Annotated in this window: 16 protein-coding genes and 1 rRNA gene; 12 read left to right on the plus strand and 5 right to left on the minus strand. The window is 73.2% G+C overall.

What is annotated here, in order from left to right:
* Positions 1 to 93 (plus strand): 5S ribosomal RNA (gene rrf, locus AB0C36_RS31315); the annotation flags it as partial.
* 41 nt (positions 94 to 134) lie between these two features.
* On the opposite strand, the gene AB0C36_RS31320 is transcribed toward rrf, so the two are convergent.
* Positions 135 to 2,018 carry a hypothetical protein gene (locus tag AB0C36_RS31320; protein ID WP_358360693.1) on the minus strand — a complete coding sequence of 628 codons (1,884 nt, stop codon included), beginning with the start codon at positions 2,016 to 2,018 and terminating at the stop codon, positions 135 to 137.
* A gap of 75 nt (positions 2,019 to 2,093) precedes the next feature.
* On the opposite strand from AB0C36_RS31320, the gene AB0C36_RS31325 reads away from it, so the two are divergent.
* Positions 2,094 to 3,050 (plus strand): tetratricopeptide repeat protein, encoded by a 957-nt coding sequence (locus AB0C36_RS31325; protein WP_358360695.1) that lies wholly within the window; start codon positions 2,094 to 2,096, stop codon positions 3,048 to 3,050.
* Between the two features lie 129 nt (positions 3,051 to 3,179).
* On the opposite strand, the gene AB0C36_RS31330 is transcribed toward AB0C36_RS31325, so the two are convergent.
* Positions 3,180 to 4,805 (minus strand): DUF6777 domain-containing protein, encoded by a 1,626-nt coding sequence (locus AB0C36_RS31330; protein ID WP_358360697.1) that lies wholly within the window; start codon positions 4,803 to 4,805, stop codon positions 3,180 to 3,182.
* A gap of 679 nt (positions 4,806 to 5,484) precedes the next feature.
* Between AB0C36_RS31330 and AB0C36_RS31335 the strand changes: the two genes are divergently transcribed.
* Positions 5,485 to 5,607, plus strand: coding sequence for a hypothetical protein (locus tag AB0C36_RS31335; protein WP_358360699.1), 123 nt, complete (start codon positions 5,485 to 5,487; stop codon positions 5,605 to 5,607).
* Between the two features lie 47 nt (positions 5,608 to 5,654).
* On the opposite strand, the gene AB0C36_RS31340 is transcribed toward AB0C36_RS31335, so the two are convergent.
* The gene (locus AB0C36_RS31340; RefSeq protein ID WP_358360702.1) at positions 5,655 to 6,956 is read right to left on the minus strand and encodes a DUF1015 family protein; all 1,302 of its coding nucleotides are present in this window, start codon (positions 6,954 to 6,956) and stop codon (positions 5,655 to 5,657) included.
* A gap of 132 nt (positions 6,957 to 7,088) precedes the next feature.
* Between AB0C36_RS31340 and AB0C36_RS31345 the strand changes: the two genes are divergently transcribed.
* Both AB0C36_RS31345 and AB0C36_RS31350 read left to right on the plus strand, forming a co-directional pair.
* Positions 7,089 to 7,655: a tetratricopeptide repeat protein gene (locus AB0C36_RS31345; protein WP_358360704.1), complete on the plus strand. Its 567-nt coding sequence runs from the start codon at positions 7,089 to 7,091 to the stop codon at positions 7,653 to 7,655.
* Positions 7,656 to 7,747: 92 nt separating this feature from the next.
* The gene (locus AB0C36_RS31350; RefSeq protein ID WP_358360746.1) at positions 7,748 to 8,821 is read left to right on the plus strand and encodes an HAD-IIA family hydrolase; all 1,074 of its coding nucleotides are present in this window, start codon (positions 7,748 to 7,750) and stop codon (positions 8,819 to 8,821) included.
* 37 nt (positions 8,822 to 8,858) lie between these two features.
* Here AB0C36_RS31350 and AB0C36_RS31355 read toward each other — a convergent pair whose 3' ends face one another.
* Positions 8,859 to 9,200, minus strand: coding sequence for an alkyl sulfatase C-terminal domain-containing protein (locus tag AB0C36_RS31355; protein ID WP_358360706.1), 342 nt, complete (start codon positions 9,198 to 9,200; stop codon positions 8,859 to 8,861).
* A 258-nt stretch (positions 9,201 to 9,458) separates the two neighbouring features.
* On the opposite strand from AB0C36_RS31355, the gene AB0C36_RS31360 reads away from it, so the two are divergent.
* Positions 9,459 to 10,313 carry a hypothetical protein gene (locus tag AB0C36_RS31360; RefSeq protein WP_358360709.1) on the plus strand — a complete coding sequence of 285 codons (855 nt, stop codon included), beginning with the start codon at positions 9,459 to 9,461 and terminating at the stop codon, positions 10,311 to 10,313.
* A gap of 168 nt (positions 10,314 to 10,481) precedes the next feature.
* Here AB0C36_RS31360 and AB0C36_RS31365 read toward each other — a convergent pair whose 3' ends face one another.
* A complete protein-coding gene (locus AB0C36_RS31365) occupies positions 10,482 to 11,168 on the minus strand; it encodes a TetR/AcrR family transcriptional regulator (RefSeq protein ID WP_358360712.1) in 687 nt (228 codons plus the stop codon).
* A gap of 327 nt (positions 11,169 to 11,495) precedes the next feature.
* On the opposite strand from AB0C36_RS31365, the gene AB0C36_RS31370 reads away from it, so the two are divergent.
* From AB0C36_RS31370 to recN, 6 genes are all read left to right on the plus strand, one after another.
* Positions 11,496 to 13,814 carry an ATP-binding cassette domain-containing protein gene (locus tag AB0C36_RS31370; RefSeq protein WP_358360750.1) on the plus strand — a complete coding sequence of 773 codons (2,319 nt, stop codon included), beginning with the start codon at positions 11,496 to 11,498 and terminating at the stop codon, positions 13,812 to 13,814.
* Positions 13,815 to 13,878: 64 nt separating this feature from the next.
* Positions 13,879 to 14,316 (plus strand): VOC family protein, encoded by a 438-nt coding sequence (locus tag AB0C36_RS31375; protein WP_358360715.1) that lies wholly within the window; start codon positions 13,879 to 13,881, stop codon positions 14,314 to 14,316.
* Between the two features lie 128 nt (positions 14,317 to 14,444).
* On the plus strand, positions 14,445 to 14,807 hold the full coding sequence (locus AB0C36_RS31380; RefSeq protein WP_358360717.1) for a hypothetical protein: 363 nt from the start codon (positions 14,445 to 14,447) through the stop codon (positions 14,805 to 14,807).
* A 42-nt stretch (positions 14,808 to 14,849) separates the two neighbouring features.
* Entirely contained in the window at positions 14,850 to 15,656 is an 807-nt protein-coding gene (locus AB0C36_RS31385) for a TlyA family RNA methyltransferase (RefSeq protein ID WP_358360720.1), read from the plus strand.
* Between the two features lie 217 nt (positions 15,657 to 15,873).
* Positions 15,874 to 16,842 (plus strand): NAD kinase, encoded by a 969-nt coding sequence (locus AB0C36_RS31390; protein WP_358360723.1) that lies wholly within the window; start codon positions 15,874 to 15,876, stop codon positions 16,840 to 16,842.
* 22 nt (positions 16,843 to 16,864) lie between these two features.
* Complete coding sequence (recN, locus tag AB0C36_RS31395; RefSeq protein WP_358360753.1) at positions 16,865 to 18,628, plus strand: DNA repair protein RecN; 1,764 nt, start codon at positions 16,865 to 16,867, stop codon at positions 18,626 to 18,628.
* Positions 18,629 to 18,811 lie beyond the last annotated feature (183 nt).

Here is an 18,811-nt window from a genome sequence, read left to right on the forward strand (position 1 = left end):
ACGCCCGGTCCCATTCCGAACCCGGAAGCTAAGCTCTTCAGCGCCGATGGTACTGCACTCGAAGGGGTGTGGGAGAGTAGGACGCCGCCGGAATTTACTTACAATTAAGGGGTTCCACCGCTCGGTGGAACCCCTTAATTGCGTTTGCAGATCTTTTTCAGTCCCGTAGGAATTCCCACCGGCGACAGCGTCAGCACGCCTGGTGCGCCGGGCCTCTTCCGGTGCGGGACAATGGGAGTCGCGGCCGTGGTGACGGCCACGCCCGTTCGATGATCCGAGGAGTCAAACCCATGTCCAATCCCTCTGAGGGGCGACCGCATCGCCGTTCCGGTGGTTCGCAGAACTCGGGGGGTGCCGGTCGGCGCGGACCTGGTGGCGGCGGACGATTCTCGGGTGGTGGATCCGGAGGCGGTGGCGACCGCCGGCCGTTCCGCAACGACGGCGGTGGTTCGCGCGAAGGCGGCGAGCGTCGTCCGTACCAGCCGCGCGACGACCGCGGCGGCAGTGCCGGCGGACGTGACGACCGGCGTCCCTCCTATGGTCAGCGTGACGGCGGCGGCGACCGACGTCCTCCGTACAACCGTGAAGGTGGCGGCAGTGGCGGCGGTGGCGACCGTCGCCCGCCCTTCAACCGCGATGGCGGGGACCGGCGTCCGCCTTACAACCGCGACCGCGACGACCGTGGTGGGCGTGACGACCGCCGCCCGTCCTTCGGCGATCGCGACCGCGGCCGTCAGGGTGCTCCGGGCGGAAGCGGCGGCGCCGGCGGCGGTGAGCGTCGCTCGTTCAACCGGGATCGTGACGACCGCGGTGGCGAGCGTCGTACGTTCCAGCCGCGTGACGACCGTCGTCCCTCTTACGGTGACCGGGGCGGGGACCGCGACAGGCGTCCGTCCTACGGCGACCGTGCCCCGGATCGTGACCGTCGTCCGTCGTACGGGGATCGGGACCGTCAGGGCGGTGGCAGTGGTGGTGGCGAGCGCCGCTCGTACCCGCCGCGCGACGACCGACGCCCGTCGTCCTACGGCGACCGCGACCGCGGCAGCCAGGGCGGCGGCAGCGGCGCCGAGGGCCGGGGAGGCCGCGAAGGCCGTCCTTTCCAGCGGGACAACCGCGACGACCGTGGTGGCGAGCGCCGTACGTTCCAGCAGCGTGACGACCGCCGCCCGTCCTTTGGCGACCGCGGCGCCGACCGGGGAGCCGACCGGGGACCGCAGCGAGGTGGCGACCGTGACCGCGACCGGCGTCCGTCGTACGGCGACCGCGGCGGGGATCGTGACCGTCGTCCGTCGTACGGGGATCGGGACCGTCAGGGCGGTGGCAGTGGTGGTGGCGAGCGCCGCTCGTACCCGCCGCGCGACGACCGACGCCCGTCGTCCTACGGCGACCGCGACCGCGGCGCCCAGGGCGGCAGCCAGGGTGGCGGCGAGCGCCGTTCCTTCAGTCGGGATCGTGACGACCGTGGGGGAGAGCGTCGTACGTTCCAGCCGCGTGACGACCGTCGTCCCTCTTACGGTGACCGGGGTGGGGACCGCGACCGGCGTCCGTCCTACGGCGACCGTGACCGCGGCGACCGCCAGGGACAGTCGGGTGGCCGCGACGATCGGCGCCCGTTCCAGCAGCGTGACGACCGCCGTCCGTCTTACGGCGACCGCGGTGCCGACCGGGGAGCTGACCGGGGAGCAGAGCGTGGTGGCGACCGCGACCGCCGTCCCTCGTACGGCGACCGCGGCCCGGATCGGGATCGGCGTCCCTCCTACGGGGACCGCGACCGCCAGGGCGGCGGCGCCGGCGGCGGTGAGCGTCGCTCGTTCAACCGGGATCGTGACGACCGTGGGGGAGAGCGTCGTACGTTCCAGCCGCGTGACGACCGTCGTCCCTCCTACGGTGACCGGGGCGGGGACCGCGACCGTCGTCCGTCGTACGGCGACCGTGACCGTGGCGACCGCAACGACCGTGGCGACCGCGGGAACCGCCGTCCGTTCCAGCACGACGAGCGCGAGCGCCGTGGCGACCACTCGCCCATCGACCGGCTGCCGATCCCGGCGGACGTCACCGGTGAGGAGCTCGACTCCGCGGCACGCCGCGAGTTGATGAGCCTCCCGAAGACGCTTGCCGACGACGTCGCGAAGAACCTCGTGATGACCGGGCGCCTGGTGGACGAGGACCCCGAACAGGCGTACCTGTACTCGCGTGTGGCCCTGCGGCTGGCGTCGCGGGTTGCGGCGGTGCGTGAGGCGGCGGGGATCGCCGCGTACATGACGGGCCGCTACACCGAGGCGCTGTCCGAGCTGCGGGCTGCCCGGCGTATGACGGGTTCGGCGGAGCACTGGGCGGTCATGGCCGACTGCGAGCGCGGGCTCGGGCGTCCCGAGCGTGCGCTGCAAATGGCCGGCGCGCCTGAGGTCAAGGAGCTCGACAAGGCCGCCCAGATCGAGCTGCGCATCGTGGCCGCCGGCGCGCGCCGCGACATGGGCCAGCTCGATGCGGCCGTCGTCACGCTCCAGGTGCCCGAGCTGAACGCTCAGGGCACGAAGGAGTGGACGGCGCGGCTGCGGTACGCGTACGCCGACGCGCTCCTCGAGGTCGGGCGTGAGGACGAGGCACGCGAGTGGTTCGCACGTGCGTCGGACGCGGACGCGGACGGCTCGACGGGAGCCGCGCAGCGGCTCGCGGAGTTGGACGGCCTGGAGTTCGTCGACGCGTACGACCCCGAACTCGACGACATCGACGAGGAGATTGACGAGATCGAGTCGTCGCGCGGTGACCGCGAGGGCGCCCGCCGCGACAACCGTCCTGCCGCGGATGACGTCCGCGACGAGGGCGAGGACGAGGGCGAGATCGACGTCTTCGCCGACGACGACCTCGATGACGACGACGATCTGGAACCCGACGACGTCGTGGACGTTGACGCCGACGATGTCGAGCGGGACGACGAAGACGACAACGAAGAAAACAACGAAGAAGACGACGAGGACGATGACGAGGACGACGAAGCCCCGTCCGACTCCGACTCCGAGGCGGACGACGACGCCGACAAGCGCGACTGACGCCCGACGCACGACACGTCGTCGGCTCAGCCGATAGACGGGCGAGTGGCCCGGCACCGGATTTCCCGGTGCCGGGCCACTCGCTTTTGTGCGTCCCCACAGGGACCCCCGCAGGGATCTGTCCGTCCGTCAGGTCGAGGTCCCGGCGCCACTGGTCACGGTCAGCTTGGCCGTTGCCTCGCGTCCGCTGCTCACGCCTCGCGCCTTGACGGTCGACGTGCCGGAGGTGTCGCCGGCGTACTCGGTCACCGTGACCTTCCCGGAGGAGTCCGCCGTCGCCAGTGCCACGGTGCCTGCCGAGACGCCGGTGCGGGTGACCTCGATGTCCTCGTCGGCCTTGAACCCGGTCAGCACGATGTCGACGTCGCCGCCGACCGCGACGGTCGCCGGGCGCAGGGTCATCTTGGCGGTGGGCGCCGGGGCGCTGGGCGACGAGCCGTCCGCGGTGACCGTCAGCGTGGCGTTTGCGGCGGCGCCACTGTCGGCGCCCTTCGCCTGGAGGCTGTACGTCCCCGGCCCCTGGTCCTCGGTGAGCTTGAGTGTCGCGGTACCGGTGTCGTCCGCTTCGGTCTGGCCCAGCTTGGCGGGTTCGTCTCCGGTACGCGTGAACAGCACGTTCTCGCCGGGTTCGAAGCCGGTCGCCTTTGCGGTGAACGTGCCGCCGTCCGCGACCGTCGTGGGCGCGAGGGCGAGTTGGGGTCCGCCGGGGGTGCCGCCGCTGCCGCTCGGGACGGGTTCGACGTCCTCCGGCTTGGCGACGGTCAGTTCGGCGCTCGCGGTCAGGCCGCTCTGGGAGCCGTGTGCGTAGACGGTCTTCTCGCCGGTCTTGGCGTCGGCGTCTGTGGTGATCGTCGCGGTGGCCGTGCCGTTCTTGTCGGCGGTGGCCACGGCGTACGGCTTGTTCTTCGTGTCCTTCGCGTCCTTCGGGCCGAAGTTGACGGTCTCGCCTGGGCGGAAGTTCGATGCCGTGGCCTCGTACTCCGCTCCCGGGACGACCTCGGCCACGGAGAGCATCAGGTCGGGTTCCGGGACGATCTTCGCGCCGGCCCGGTCCGCGTCGCCCGCGCTGCCCTGGGGCCGCTCGATGCTGGTGTCGTCGGCGACGTCGAGGTTCGTGAGCTTGAACGTCGCGACCTCGTCCTTGACCGGCTTGACCTTGCGGACCTTGTCGGGGCGGTAACGGCCTTTCCAGCCGGGGTCGTTGATCTTGACGTCGATGTTCTCGATCTTCGCCTTACTGGCGCCCAGCGGATTGCCGCAGTTGCATTTCACCGCGGGCAGGCCGTTCGCCCGTACGAGGACGGCCATTCCGGCGGGCAGCAGCGACTCGTACGCGTCCGCCTTGCCCTTGGTGAACCGGTGGTTCTTGACCAGGGTGTCGAATCGCAGCGTCACCGGGGTCAGGGCGTTGATGAATTTCGGGATTTCGTCGACCTGGATGCCCATGACCCGCGCCCACTCGGCGGCCTTCTTGGCATTGGCCGGGGCGGTCAGAAAGGCGATGAGCTGCTTCTTGTCGCAGACACTGGCCTTCAACGAACCGCCGTAGAGGCCGACTTCGTCGCCCTCGTGGGAGCCGCCCTTGCCCACCGGGGTCACATCGGTGCGGTCCTGAGCGGTGGCGTGCGCCAGGAACGCGTCGGCCCCGGCCACGAGAAGCGCCTCGGCGACGACCGGGACGAGCTTCTTCGCGCCCTGCGCCAGGAGGGGGCCGCAGCCGGACACCGTCATCGCGAGCGCCGCGACGACGGCCACCAGGGCCCCGAGAACTGTCGGCGGACGGGTGCTCCGTGGCCGCGGCTGCGGCGTCGGCACTCGCGTCGGAAATCCTGCCGGGTTTTTCGTCGACCGGGCGGATCGCGGCCGCTCGGATGCGTACTCTGGCCCTCTGTCGGAAGGCATGCCGGGATACGGGAAGACAGACACTTCGGGACTCCCCCCACATCGGCCGGCGTACCCCCGCGCGGCCGCTGCCACTTCCTATCTCATCAAAGATGCCCCTTCGACGACGCGGGCGCACCACGGTTTTTCCACGACTGGGCAACAGAGTTGGTGTTTTTGCGGGGTCGGAACGTTTCGGCTGCCGAAGTCGAAGATCGCGGAAGGAGGAATTCCCGTTCGGAGGCGTGGCACCGGCAGCTCGACCCCGGAAATGCGGCGCGCATGGTCGGAATCATGATCGGAATTCGGGTGGCCGCCGGGCCGGGCTCAAGGGCGTTCGGCAGGCGGATGGCCGCCAGGTCGCGTTCGAGCGTTCAGCCGGGCTCCGGGGTTCGGCGCCCGCGCCGGGGCCCCGGCGGCAACCCTGTCGATCATGACGAGACGTTCCCCGGGCACCCATCTAGTTCACTATGATAACTAGCCCTGACTGATTGGGCGTCAGCCGAGTGCGAGGTCGCCGCACGGCGGCGATCGTCTGCAATAGCGTCCAGCCATGGCGAGGACGAGGCGCGGGGCGCACTCGGACCCGGAGCCGGACATCGTGCGCTTCGGCGCCGTTCTCCTTGCCGCCGCCCTGGTCCTGCTCGCCGGCGGGATCTACCTGGCGGCACGCTGACTTGGCGGCACGCTGATCTGCCGGCCCCGCCACCCGTCCCGGTCGGCTCAGTCCAGCGACAGGCTGCGCAGGACCAGGCCGGTGGCGGGCTTGGGGCCGAACGACGTGGACTTGCGGGGCATGCGTACCGACTGCTGGGCGAGTTCGCGTACGACGCTCTCGCTCGTCGGGCGGAGGATGAGCGCGCTGCCGCCGGTGCGCTGCGCCTCCCGTATGGCCGCCACGGCGTCGTGGTGGTACGTGATGTGCGCCGGGTCGTCGGGGACCCGCCAGACGTGGTCGAGCAGTGCGGCGTGCAGGATCGTCGCGTCGAGGGAGCGCCACGCCGCCGGGCGGTCGTACCGGACGGCCTGGTGGAGCAGTTCCGGGTCCGGGTCGGTGAGCAGGTGGAACGTGCCGTCGCCGGTCAGGAGGTACGCCGGCCCCTCCGCGCGTTCGAGCGTCCACAGCACCGACGGCCACGGGTCCTCGACGCGGCGGGACAGGAACGCCCCGGAGCCCGCCGGGCCGTGGGACCGCAGTTCGTCGAGTACGCGCGGCACGGACAGGCCGGGCAGCACGCGGTGGATCGCGCCGACCTGGAGGGGGTAGCGGGCCGTGTCGACGAGCAGCACGAGGCCGCGGTCCCAGGCCCCGGCACCCAGCCCGGACGCGTGCGCGTCGTCGCGGAGGCGGCGGTAGCCCGCCCAGCGGTGGTGGCCGTCCGCGATCAGCGCCTGACGGGTCGCCAGGTCCGCCGCGATGCGTGCGAGTTCGGCGGGGTCGGTGACGGCCCACAGGCGGTGCTCGGTGCCGTCGGGCGTGCGCGTTTCCAGCAGCGGCCGCCCGGCGGTCGCGGCGCGGTCGACCGCGTCCGAGGCGGGGCCGTCGCCGGTGTACGCGAGCAGGATCGGCTCCGGGTTCGCCTGCGTGGCGCGCATCAGCTCGGTGCGGTCGGCGACGGGGCCGGGCATCACGTCCTCGTGCGGCAGGACGGCCGGGTTGCCGCCCCGCCCGTTGCCGAGCGCGAGGGCGCCGATCAGGCCGCGCTGGTGAGCGGTGGCGGTGATCTGCTCGTAGACGTACAGCGCGGGTTCGGGGTCGGGGCGCAGGATGCCTTCCCCGAGCCAGGTGCGCAGGGTCACCCCGGCGTGGGCGTACGGGCCCTCGGCGCCGCACGCGTCCGCGCGCGGCAGGACGATGCGCACGATGTTGTGCGGCTCGGCGTCCTCGAGGAGACCGATTCCGCCGGGCTCGATCACGTCGTACGGAGGCGAGGTGACGAGCGCGAGGTCGCCGACCTTCGCGGGGTCGTAGCGCAGCCCTCGGAATGGCGCGAGATCAAGCCCGTTCGTGTCGGCGTGGTCCATGACGGGCATGCTACGTCCATGATCGCGCGGGAGCGCCGGGTTCCCCGGCGGCCGCGGGTCGGGTTGTCGCGCGGGGGTCGCTGACCGCGCGGCCGCCCCGGCGGCGTCGGGCGCGACGGACGGGAGCGGACGATGACGGGTGGGCCGCAGGAGCAGTTCGGGGGCGGGGCGGGCGAGTCGCGCGGCGGCCCGGATTCGCCGTCCGGGGGAGGGGCTCCGCAGGGGGATGTGTACGACTGGTACCGCCGTGGCCTGGACCTGCTCGATTCGGGTCACCCCGCGGCGGCGGCCCAGTTGCTGGCCCGGGCGGCGGGGGTGGCGCCGGAGTCGCGGAGCGTACGTGAGGCGCTGGCCCGCGCGCTGTTCGACGCGGGCCGGCACGCCGAGGCGCTGCGCGAGTTCCGGGTGGTCGCGGAGTCGGATCCGGCGGACGACTACGCGCAGTTCGGGTGGGGGCTGTCGGCGGCCCGGGTGGGTGACTTCGAGACCGCGGTGGAGCATTTGGCGCTGGCGGTCGCGATGCGCCCTGGGACCAAGCACTACCGTGTGGCGCTGACCCAGGCGCGGGCGACGCTGCGTGCGCGGGAGGGCGAGGGCGCGCGCAAGCGCGGCGGCTCCCCGGGCAAGGACGGTATGGGCGGAGCGGGTGGTGTGGGTGGAGTCGGCGACGTGGGCGATGCGGGAGGACGGTCGGCGTGAGCGGTGGGGTGGCGGTGGAGGGCGGCGCGGGAGCGACGGGCGGCGGGTCGGCTGATGCCGGGGGCCGCAAGGGCGGCGGCAAGGGGGCGCAGGTGCCTGCGGAGGCGTACGACGTCGCGCTCCTGGACCTCGACGGCGTCGTCTACACGGGGCAGAAGGCGGTGCCGCACGCTCCTGAGGCGCTCGAACGGGCGCGCGGGATGGGGATGGCGCTGGCGTACGTCACCAACAACGCGTCGCGCACGCCGGAGGCCGTCGCCGCGCACCTGACCGAGATCGGGGTGCCGGCCGACCCGTCCGACGTGGTGACGTCCGCGCAGGCCGCGGCGCGCCTGGTGGCGGAGCGGTTCCCGGCCGGGTCGGCGGTGCTGGCGGTGGGCGGTGAGGGGCTGGTCGCGGCGTTGCGCGAGCGGGGCCTCGAACCGGTGTCCTCGGCGCAGGACGATCCGGTGGCGGTGGTGCAGGGCTTCGCGCCGACGGTGGACTGGGCGCTGCTGGCGGAGGCGTCGTACGCGGTGGGCGCCGGATTGCCGTGGATCGCCTCCAACCTCGACCTGACGATCCCGACCGAGCGCGGCATCGCACCCGGCAACGGCGCGCTGGTGGGGGTTGTGCGTGCGGCCACGGGCGTCGAGCCGGTCGCGGCCGGGAAGCCGGAACTGCCGCTGCACCGCGAGTCGATGCTGCGTACGAAGGCGAAGCGCCCGCTGGTGGTGGGGGACCGCCTGGACACCGACATCGAGGGCGCGGTGAACGGGGGCGTGGACAGCCTGCTGGTGATGACCGGCGTGACCGACGTGCCGCAGTTGCTGGCCGCGTCGCCGCGTATGCGTCCGACGTACGTGGCGGCCGATCTGCGGGCGCTGCTGGCCGAGTTGCCCCGCCCGACCGAGGCCGAGGACGGGGACGGCGCCTGGGTCTGCGGCGACTGCACGGCGCGGGTCGACGGCGGCCGCCTGGTGCTGGAGGGCGACGGCGAGCCGTACGACGCCCTCCGCGCCGCCTGCGCAGCCGTCTGGGCCGCCTCCGACGCCACCCCGGAAGCTGCTTCTGACGCTGCTTCTGACACCGCCTCCGACGACGCCGACGACGCGCCCAAGTCCTCCGAAGCCACCGGCGTGGACCTCTCCCACGCCGCCAAAACGCTCGCCGCCCTGGGGCTGTAACCGCAGGGCGGTGACTGCCGGGGCGGGTGGGTCGCCGTCAGACGAGTTTGCGGAGGGTCAGCAGGTCCTTGAAGGACGCTTCCAGCTTGACGCGGCCGCGCGCCCAGGCGGAGGCGAAGTTGAGGTTGCCGTTGACGAGGGCGACGAGGTCGTCGCTCGACGTCTCCAGGCGGATCTGGGCCTTGTCGCGGGCGGGTTCGGTGGTGATGTCGTGCAGCGCGGCGTCGTGCAGGCGGCCGGTGAAGGTGGTGTCCAGGTCGGTGATGCGGCAGCTGAGGCTGCGGTCCAGCCGGGCTGCGCGGCCGAGGTCGCCGTCGGCGCCGCCGAGCTTGGCGGAGAGTTGTTCGAGTGCGATGCGGCATTCCTCGACGGTCGCCATATGTGGAGTGTCCCCTTCCGGTCCCGGCCCGCTGCCAGACCGTACCCCGGGTTCGGGGTGACCTATCCCTTGTCCCTGATGTCCCCGATCGGCCCGCTGCGCGCGGTCTGCGGGGCGGGGACGCGGTAGCGTCGATTGCGAGAGACCACGGCAGGAGTCGGGGGCGCCGGAACGCGGCGTGTCACGACCCGGGTTCGTGCGGGACGAGACCCGCGCGTACCGCCGCCAGCCCGAGGGAGCCCCAGGAGGCGCCGGATCATGCGTGACGCACTGCGCAGCTACTTGCAGATTGCGAGTGGCCTGACCGAGATGACCGTGCAGAAGGTGACGGAGGCGGCCAAGCAGCTCGTGGAGAAGAGCGGCGTGGACCTCGATCACGTCCCGGCGCAGGTGGCGCAGCAGGCGCAGGCCGTGCCGCAGTACGTGCAGCAGGTGGCGGACGATCTGTTCGCGACCGGCAAGGCGAACCGGGACCTGCTCGTCGGAGTGGTGCGCAGCGAGGTCGACAAGGCCATGGGACGGCTGCGGCCGTGGACGGACGACCTGCGGCGCGTCGAGGACGACTTGGCGCGGGCCGAGCGGCGGATCACCGACCTGGAGCACCGGTTGGCCGTGGTGTCGGCTCCGCCGCGGGCGACCCGGGCGCAGGCCGTGCCGGTCGCGGACGACGAGCGGGCGGACGAGGAGCGTGTGCCGGTGCGCAAGCCGGCGCGTGCGGCGGCGGCCGCCCCGGCGCCGCCTTCGGTGCCCGAGGAGGATGCTCCGTTCGCGCGCCGGGCGGTCACCCCGGCGAAGGCGGCGAAGCGCGCGGCGGCCAAGCGGGCCCCGGCGAAGACCACACCTGCCAAGACCACACCCGCCAAGACCGCACCCGCCAAGACCACACCGGCCAAGACCGCACCCGACCGGACCGCACCCGCGAAGAGCACGGCGTCGAAGTCCACTGCCGCCAAGGCCACTTCGGGCAAGACCGCGGCCGACAAGCCCGCCGCCGGGAAGAAGGCCCCGGCGAAGGCACCCGCCAAGAAGACGGCACCGGCGAAGCCGGCGGCGGTGCCGAAGCCGGCGGCTCCGCCGAAGCCCCCGACGGACCAGGACGGTTCGCCGCAGTAGCGGACTCGTAGGAGTAGCAACGGTCGGACGTCGGCGCACGGGCGCTGCGGCCGGTCGGCCTCACGCGGGACGACGCGGGCGGCGGTACGTGGGCGAGCGACGCCCCGTACCGCCGCCCGCTGTCGTATGCGCGGAAGAGTGCGACGGAGCGGGGCCGTGGGCGCCGGCTCAGCGTGCCGCGGCGTCCGTCGGCGGGTACGCCGCGGCGAACAGGTCCGGCAGCCTCGCCACGAGCGGCATGTAGCGCCCTTCCTCGAAGGGGACGTCCGGCTCGTTGGCCAGTTGCTGGGAGACCGGGCCGGTGATGAGGCTCGCCAGCAGGTCGAGGCCGGCCGGACCGGCGGCGTCCGGGTGGAGCTCGCCGCGTTCGACGGCGGCGAGGACGAGGCCGTGCATGAGGTCGCGGATCTGGAGTGCCGGGGCGTAGGCCTGCGGCGTGGGGGCGTACTTGGGGACGGTCCGCCAGAACAGCAGCTGCGCGAGCGTCTGGTTGCCCATGATCCAGCGGGCTCCCGCGTCGAACGCCGTGCCGATGGCGGCGAGGCCCGGCTCGGGGGCGCGGGCGGCGGCTTTGGTGACGGTGTCGCGGTACTGCTCCTGGCCGCGCTGGAACAGGGCGTCGTACACCGCGTGCCGCGACGGGAAGTACTTGTAGAGCGACGGCGGACGGATGCCCAGGCGGCGGGCCACCGCGGCCAAGCTGAGCCCCGCGACGCCCTCCTCGGCCATGAGGTCGAGGGCGATGTCGAGGATCTCCTCGCGCGTCTCGGCGCGGCGGCGGCTCCGCCGGTCGCCGACCGGTACGGGACCTGCCGTCGCGGGTCCGGCCGACGTCGCGGCCTCGCTTGCCTTCACGGGACCAGCGTATCGGTGTCACCGGCCCGGAATAGCATGGCTGTAGTTTTAGCTATAGGTAGTAGCCAAGCAAGCGAGCCGAGGGAGGACGCCGTGGATCGCCAGCCGACCCGCGAAACCACCGGTCGACCCACCGGGCGCGGCCGGGGCGAGCGCGGCCAGGACGCGCGCGTACGGGGTGAGCGCGTACGGGAAGAGCAGCAAGGGCAGCGCCAGGAGCGAAGGCACGGGCAGGGCCAGGAGGGCGCCCGAGCCCGGCAAGGCGCGCCGGAGCAGCGCGGACACGACCGCCAGACCCCCGTCGACCCCGCCACGCGCGGCTGGATCGTGGTGGAGGGTGCCCGCGAGCACAACCTCAAGGACGTGTCGCTGCGCATACCCAAGGGGCAGCTGACCGTGTTCACCGGCGTGTCCGGCTCGGGCAAGTCGTCCGTCGTGTTCGGCACGATCGCGGCCGAGGCACAGCGGCAGCTCAACGAGACGTTCACGGCGTTCGTCCGCAACCGGCTCGGCAAGCGCGAGCGGCCGAAGGCGTCCCGTATCGCGAACCTGTCCGCGGCCGTGGTCGTCGACCAGCGCCCGGTCGGCGGGAACTCGCGTTCGACGGTCGGCACGATGACCGAGATGCAGTCGGTGCTGCGCGTGCTGTTCTCGCGGTTCGGCACGCCGAGCGCGGGGTTGGCGACGGCGTACTCGTTCAACGACCCGCAGGGCATGTGCCCCGAGTGCGACGGGCTCGGCCGCACCATGCGCCTCGACGTCGACCTGCTGGTGGACCGCACCAAGTCGCTGAACGAAGGTGCCATCGACTTCCCGGCGTTCAAGGTCGGCAGCGCCGCCTGGCAGCTGTACGCCCAGTCCGGCGTGTTCGATCCGGACAAGCCGGTCGGCGAGTTCACCCCCGAGGAACGCGAACTGCTGCTGTACGGCGGCGGCTTCACCGTGGACCGCCCGGGCCGCCACGAGGTGTACCGCAACGAGTACCAGGGCGTCGCCACCCGCTTCGAACGCCTGTACCTCAAGCGCGGCGAGGACGCGATCAGCGACCACAAGCGGGCCGCGGTCGAGCGCGTGGTGCGGCAGCAGGCGTGCCCCGCGTGCGGCGGCGCGCGGCTCAACCCGGCGGCGCTGGCGTCGCGTATCGACGGTCGCAACATCGCGGACTGGTCGGCGATGGAGATCGGCGACCTGATCCCGCTGCTGGCGCGGATCGACGAGCCGGTGGCGGCCGAGGTGGCGGCCGAGGCGCTGGCCGGGCTGCGCCGAATCGAGGCGGTCGGGCTCGGCTACCTGAGTTTGGACCGCGCCACGTCGACGTTGTCCGGCGGCGAGGGGCAGCGGCTGAAGACGGTGCGGCACCTGGGGTCGAGCCTGACCGGCGTGACGTACATCTTCGACGAGCCGACGGTCGGGCTGCACCCGCGCGACGTGCACCGGCTGGGCGATCTGATGCTGGAGCTGCGTGACAAGGGCAACACGGTGCTGGTGGTCGAGCACGACCGCGACGTGATCGCGCTGGCGGACCACGTCGTCGACATGGGGCCGGGCGCGGGCCGGCACGGGGGCGAGGTCGTGTACGAAGGGCCCGCGCGGTCGCTGGTCGGCGCCGCGACGCCGACCGGACGGCGGCTCGGGAGCGTGTCGGGGCTGAAGGGGGCGTACCGCACGCCGCGCGGTGTGCTGCGGGTGACGGACGCCTCGCTGCACAACCTGCGCGATGTCTCCGTCGACGTGCCGACCGGGGTGCTTTGTGCGGTGACGGGGGTCGCGGGCTCGGGCAAAAGCACGCTGATGACCGGCGCGCTGGTCGACCAGCACCCGGACACGGTGGTGGTGGACCAGTCGGCGATCGCCTCCTCGAACCGCTCCACGCCCGCGAGTTACACGGGCGTGCTGGACGTCGTCCGCAAGCAGTTCGCCCAGGCGAACGGCGTGAGTGCCGCCCTGTTCAGCTTCAACTCGGCGGGCGCGTGCGAGAACTGCCGCGGTCGCGGGTTCGTGCAGACGGACCTGGCGTTCATGGACCCGGTGACCACGGTGTGCGAGGTTTGCGGCGGTACGCGCTTCCGCGACGAGGCCCTGCGGCACACCCTCGGCGGCCGGACGATCGTCGATGTTCTCGGCATGACCGTCGAGGAGGCGGTCGAGTTCTTCGGCAACGGCAACGGCAACGGCAACGGCAACGGCGAGGGCGGCGGCGGAATCGGCGGCGGCGACGCGCGCGTCGCGGGCCCGCTGGCCCGGCTGGCGGACGTCGGCCTCGGATACCTGACCCTCGGCCAGCCGCTGTCCACCCTCTCCGGCGGTGAACGCCAGCGCCTCAAACTGGCGGACCGGCTGGGCGAGTCCGGGCAGGTGTACGTGTTCGACGAGCCGACGACCGGCCTGCACATGGCCGACGTCGACGTACTGCTTGCGCTGATGGACCGCCTGGTCGACGCCGGCAACACGGTGATCGTGATCGAGCACAACCTCGATGTGGTCAAGCACGCCGACTGGGTGATCGACATCGGTCCCGAGGCGGGCCGCCGCGGCGGCAGCGTCGTGTTCGCCGGCACTCCCGCGGAGTTGTCGGACGCCGACACGCACACCGCCCACTACCTCCGCAAGGACCTCGCCGCCGCCTCCCCGCCTCGCGCCGCCTGATGGCGTTGACTGGGCCGCGAGAGGCGGCGCGGTCCGGTGCCGCCGCCCGGCGGAGGAGGCGTTTGTGGCTGTTCGGTGGACGTTGACGGTCGACTGCGCGGAGCCCGGGAAGCTGGCGGAGTTCTGGGCCGCGGCGCTCGGGTACGCGCCGCGCCCCGCGCCCGCGGGCTTCGCGGACTGGGAGGGGTGGCTGAGGCACTACGACGTCCCGGAGGAGGAATGGGACGACGGGGCGTACCTCACCGATCCGGACGGCGTGGGTCCGAACATCTCGTTCCTGAAGGTCCCCGAACCGAAGGTGGCCAAGAACCGCCTGCACCTGGACATCCAGGCGGGAGGTGGCCGGGAGGTGCCGTGGGAGGAACGCATGCCGCGCGTGGTCGCGGCCGTCGAGCGGTTGACGGCGGCCGGGGCGACGGTGCTCCGCGAGGATGCGCCGGACGGCAGGCTGGACCACGTGGTGATGGCCGATCCGGAGGGCAACGAGTTCTGCGTCGTGTGAGGCGGGGCGTGTCGGCACCCGGCGTACCCGATGCGGCGGCGGCAGGTGCGACGCTGGACGACGCTGGATCCGGTGGTTCCCGGGCGGGCGAGGTGGACCCGGGCCGATGCGGTTGCTAAGGATTGCGTGTGAACAACGTGTGGGATGTTGCGCCGAGGACGGAACACGGCGGCGCCGCGGCGGCGGACGTTCAGGTGTCGGCCGAGACCAGGGCCGCGACTGGAGCCGAGACCGGAGCCGAGGCCGGGCGCGCCGACGGAACCCCGGCCGCGACCGCAGCCGCGGTCGAGGCCGGGATCGAGGCCGAGGTCGCGACCGCCGAGCCGACCCCGCTCGGGCTGGACGCCCCGGAGCCGTCCGGCGACGCGTCGGTGGACCAGGCGGTGCGCCGGTTGACGCAGGTGGACGTGCTGCCCACCGAGCTGCACGGTGAGGTGTACGAAGATGTGCACCGGGAATTGCGGGAGGTCCTGGCGGGTCTGGACCGCTGATCCGCAATCGGCAAGCACCGGACAAGGCAGGCAAGGACAACCGTGGCGGCACGACGCAGGCTCGACGCCGAGCTGGTGCGCAGGGGATTGGCGCGCTCCCGGGAGCACGCCGGCGAGTTGATCGCGGCGGGCCGGGTGTCGGTCGGCGGCGCGACCGCGACCAAGGCGGCGACGCAGGTCGAGACGAGTGCGGCCGTGGTGGTCGCGCGGGACGACGACGATCCGGACTACGTGTCGCGCGGCGGCCACAAGCTGGCCGGGGCGCTGGCGGCGTTCGTGCCGCGCGGCCTGGTGGTCGAGGGGCGCCGCTGCATCGACGCGGGCGCGTCGACGGGCGGCTTCACCGACGTTCTGCTGCGTGCCGGGGCCGGGCACGTGGTGGCGGTGGACGTCGGCTATGGCCAGCTCGCCTGGTCGTTGCGCAGCGACGACCGCGTGACGGTGCGGGACCGGACGAACGTCCGGGAGTTGACGCCGGATCAGGTCGGCGAGCCGGCCGGGCTCGTGGTGGGCGACCTGTCGTTCATCTCGTTGGGCCTGGTGCTTCCGGCGCTGGTGCGGTGCTCGGCGCCCGACGCGGACCTGGTGCTCATGGTGAAGCCGCAGTTCGAGGTGGGCCGGGAGCGGCTGGGTGCGGGCGGGGTCGTACGCGAGCCCGCGCTGCGCGCCGAGGCCGTCCGTACGGTCGCCGGGCAGGCGGCGGCCCTGGGGCTGGGCGCGCTCGGTGTGACCGCGAGCCCGCTGCCCGGTCCGTCCGGGAATGTGGAGTATTTTCTCTGGATGCGGCGGGGTGCGCCCGAGCTCGATCCGGCGGAGGTGGACCGCGCGGTCGCCGAGGGCCCCCAGTAGTGCCCGCAACAGTCCGGCCTCCCCGGCCCCCGCGCGATGACGGGGGTACGCGATACGGTCGGCCGATGCGGGTGTTCAGGGCAACCGCTCCGGGAGCGCGCCTGACGGCGCCTCAGGAGGCCGTTCATATTCGGGTAGACGACATTCGGGAACACGGGCACGCGGGCGGCCGGCAGGCCGGTCCGGCGGCCGGTCGGCGGGACGGGCGGGCGATGGCATGACGGGGCGTACTGTCCTTGTGGTCGCGCACACCGGGCGACCCGCCGCGCTGCGCAGTGCGCGCCTGGTGGTCGACCGGCTGGTCGACGCCGGGATCGTGGTGCGCGTGCTGGAGTCGGAGGCCGAGGAGCTTGCGCTGCCCGGCATCGAGGTGGTGTCCGCGGAGCCGGGCGCGGCCAAGGGCTGCGAACTGGCGATCGTGCTGGGCGGCGACGGCACGCTGCTGCGCGGCGCCGAACTGGTGCGGGACGCGGGCGTGCCGATGCTGGGCGTGAACCTGGGCCGCGTCGGCTTCCTCGCGGAGGCCGAGCGCGAGGACCTGGGCGAGGTGGTCGAGCGCGTCGTGCGCCAGGACTACGACGTCGAGGAGCGCATGACGCTCGACGTCGTGGTGCGGACGAACGGCGACGTGGTGCACACCAACTGGGCGCTGAACGAGGCCGCCGTCGAGAAGGCCTCGCGCGAGCGCATGCTGGAACTGGTGACCGAGGTGGACGGGCGCCCGTTGTCCCGGTGGGGCGGCGACGGGATCGTGTACGCGACGCCGACCGGCTCGACGGCGTACGCCTTCTCGGCCGGCGGCCCGGTGGTGTGGCCCGAGGTCGAGGCGCTGCTCATGGTGCCGATCAGCGCGCACGCGCTGTTCGCGAAGCCGCTGGTGGTCTCGCCGCGGTCGGTGCTCGCGGTGGAGGTGCTGCCGGAGACGCCGAAGGGCGTGCTGTGGTGTGACGGGCGACGCACGGTGGACCTGCCGCCGGGTGCGCGCGTCGAGGTGCGCAGGGGCGCGGTGCCGGTGCGGCTCGCGCGCCTGCACGAGGCGCCGTTCACGAACCGGCTCGTGGCGAAGTTCGCGCTGCCGGTGCGCGGGTGGCGCGGGGGCCCGCACGATACCCCCGACGCCGCGGATGTGTCGGAGAGCCCGGATGTTTCCCTGGACGTTGGCGTCCGGGGGCCCGAGAACCCGTAGGGTCGTCGCCGTGCTGGAAGAGATGCGCATACAGGGCCTCGGCGTGATCGAGGACGCCGTCGTCGAACTCGCCTCGGGGTTCACCGTCGTCACCGGCGAGACCGGGGCCGGCAAGACCATGGTCGTCACCGGTCTCGGCCTGTTGTTCGGCGGCCGTGCCGACGCGGGGCTGGTCCGCACCGGCCAGGGCCGTGCCGTCGTGGAGGGCCGGGTGCGGCTCGCGCCGGACGCGCCCGCGGCGGTCCGTGCCGCCGACGCCGGTGCGGAACTGGACGAGGATGTGCTGCTGCTGAGCCGCACGGTCTCGGCCGAGGGCCGCAGCCGGGCGCACGTCGGCGGGCGCGCGGCCCCGGTGGGGCTGCTGTCCGACCTGGCCGAGGAACTGATCGCGGTGCACGGCCAGACCGACCAGCAGCGGCTGCTGCGCCCGTCCCGGCAGCGCGCGTCCCTGGACCGGTACGCGGGGGAGTCGGTGGCCAAGCCGCTGGCGTCGTACGCGCGGGTCCACAAGCGGCTGCGGTCGGTCGGCGCCGAGTTGGAGACCATCACGACGCGGGCGCGCGAGCGGGCCCAGGAGGCGGACCTGCTGCGGTTCGGCCTGGCCGAGATCGAGCAGCTGGCGCCGCAGCCGGGCGAGGACGCGGCGCTCGCCGCGGAGACCGAGCGGCTGGGGCACGCGGACGCGCTGCGTACCGCGGCGACGACCGCGCACGAGGCGCTGCTCGGCGACCCGGAGTCGGTGGTCGAGGGTGCCGACGCGGGCACGCTGATCGGTGCGGCGCGCCGCGCGGTCGAGGCGGTCGCGGGGCACGACCAGGCGCTCGCGGCGCTCGCGGAGCGGCTGAACGAGGTCGGCTATCTGGTGGCGGACGTCGCGACGGAGCTGGCGTCGTACGCCGCCGGCGTCGACGCGGACCCGGTGCGCCTCGCGGTCGCCGAGGAGCGGCGGGCCGCGCTGACCGGCCTGACCCGCAAGTACGGCGCGGACATCGCCGAGGTGCTGGCGTGGGCCGAGCGGTCCGCGGTGCGGCTCGCGGAACTGGACGGCGACGACGACCGGGTGGACGAGCTGGCGGCGGAGCGCGACGCGCTGCGCGCCGAGCTGGCCGAGCTGGCCGCGGAGGTGTCGCAGGCCCGCAAGGCCGCGGCGGACCGGTTCGCGGAGGCGGTGACCGGCGAGCTGGCCGCGCTGGCGATGCCGCACGCGCGCGTGACGGTCGCGGTCACCGGCGTGGACGACCCGGCCGGGCTGCCGGTGGGCGGGCGGACGCTCGCGTACGGGCCGTCCGGCGTCGACGAGGTCGAACTGCAGCTCGCCCCGCACCCCGGGGCCCCGCCGCGCGCGCTGAACAAGGGTGCGTCGGGCGGTGAGCTGAGCCGCGTGATGCTGGCGGTCGAGGTGGTGTTCGCGGGCGCCGACCCGGTGCCGACGTTCGTCTTCGACGAGGTGGACGCGGGCGTCGGCGGCAAGGCGGCGGTCGAGGTCGGCCGGCGCCTGGCGATGCTGGCGCGCAATGCGCAGGTCATCGTGGTCACCCACCTGCCGCAGGTGGCGGCGTTCGCGGACCGGCACCTGGTGGTCGAGAAGTCGAACGACGGCACCGTCACGCGGTCGGGTGTGGTGGCGCTGGACGACGAGGCGCGCGTACGCGAGCTGTCGCGCATGCTGGCCGGCCTGGAGGACTCCGAGCTGGGCCGGGCGCACGCGGAGGAGTTGTTGGAGACGGCCGAGTCGGCCAAGCGCGAGCCGGCCAAACAATCCGGCGGCAAGGCCCGGCGCAACTAGCGCGAGCGTTCCGCGGGTTTTGTCATGCCCTGGGTTTTTCGCCGGGGCGCGGTGCCGGGGCGGTGCCGGAACAGTGCCAGAGCAGTGCCGAAGCAGTGCCGGAACGGCGCTCGGACGACGCCGGGGCGGCGCCGGCGACGGTTCCCCCGTCGGAGCGGGGCGCCGGACCGGCGGTTCCCGCCG

Source organism: Streptodolium elevatio (assembly GCF_040649515.1).
GTDB classification, from domain to species: Bacteria; Actinomycetota; Actinomycetes; order Streptomycetales; family Streptomycetaceae; genus Yinghuangia; species Yinghuangia elevatio.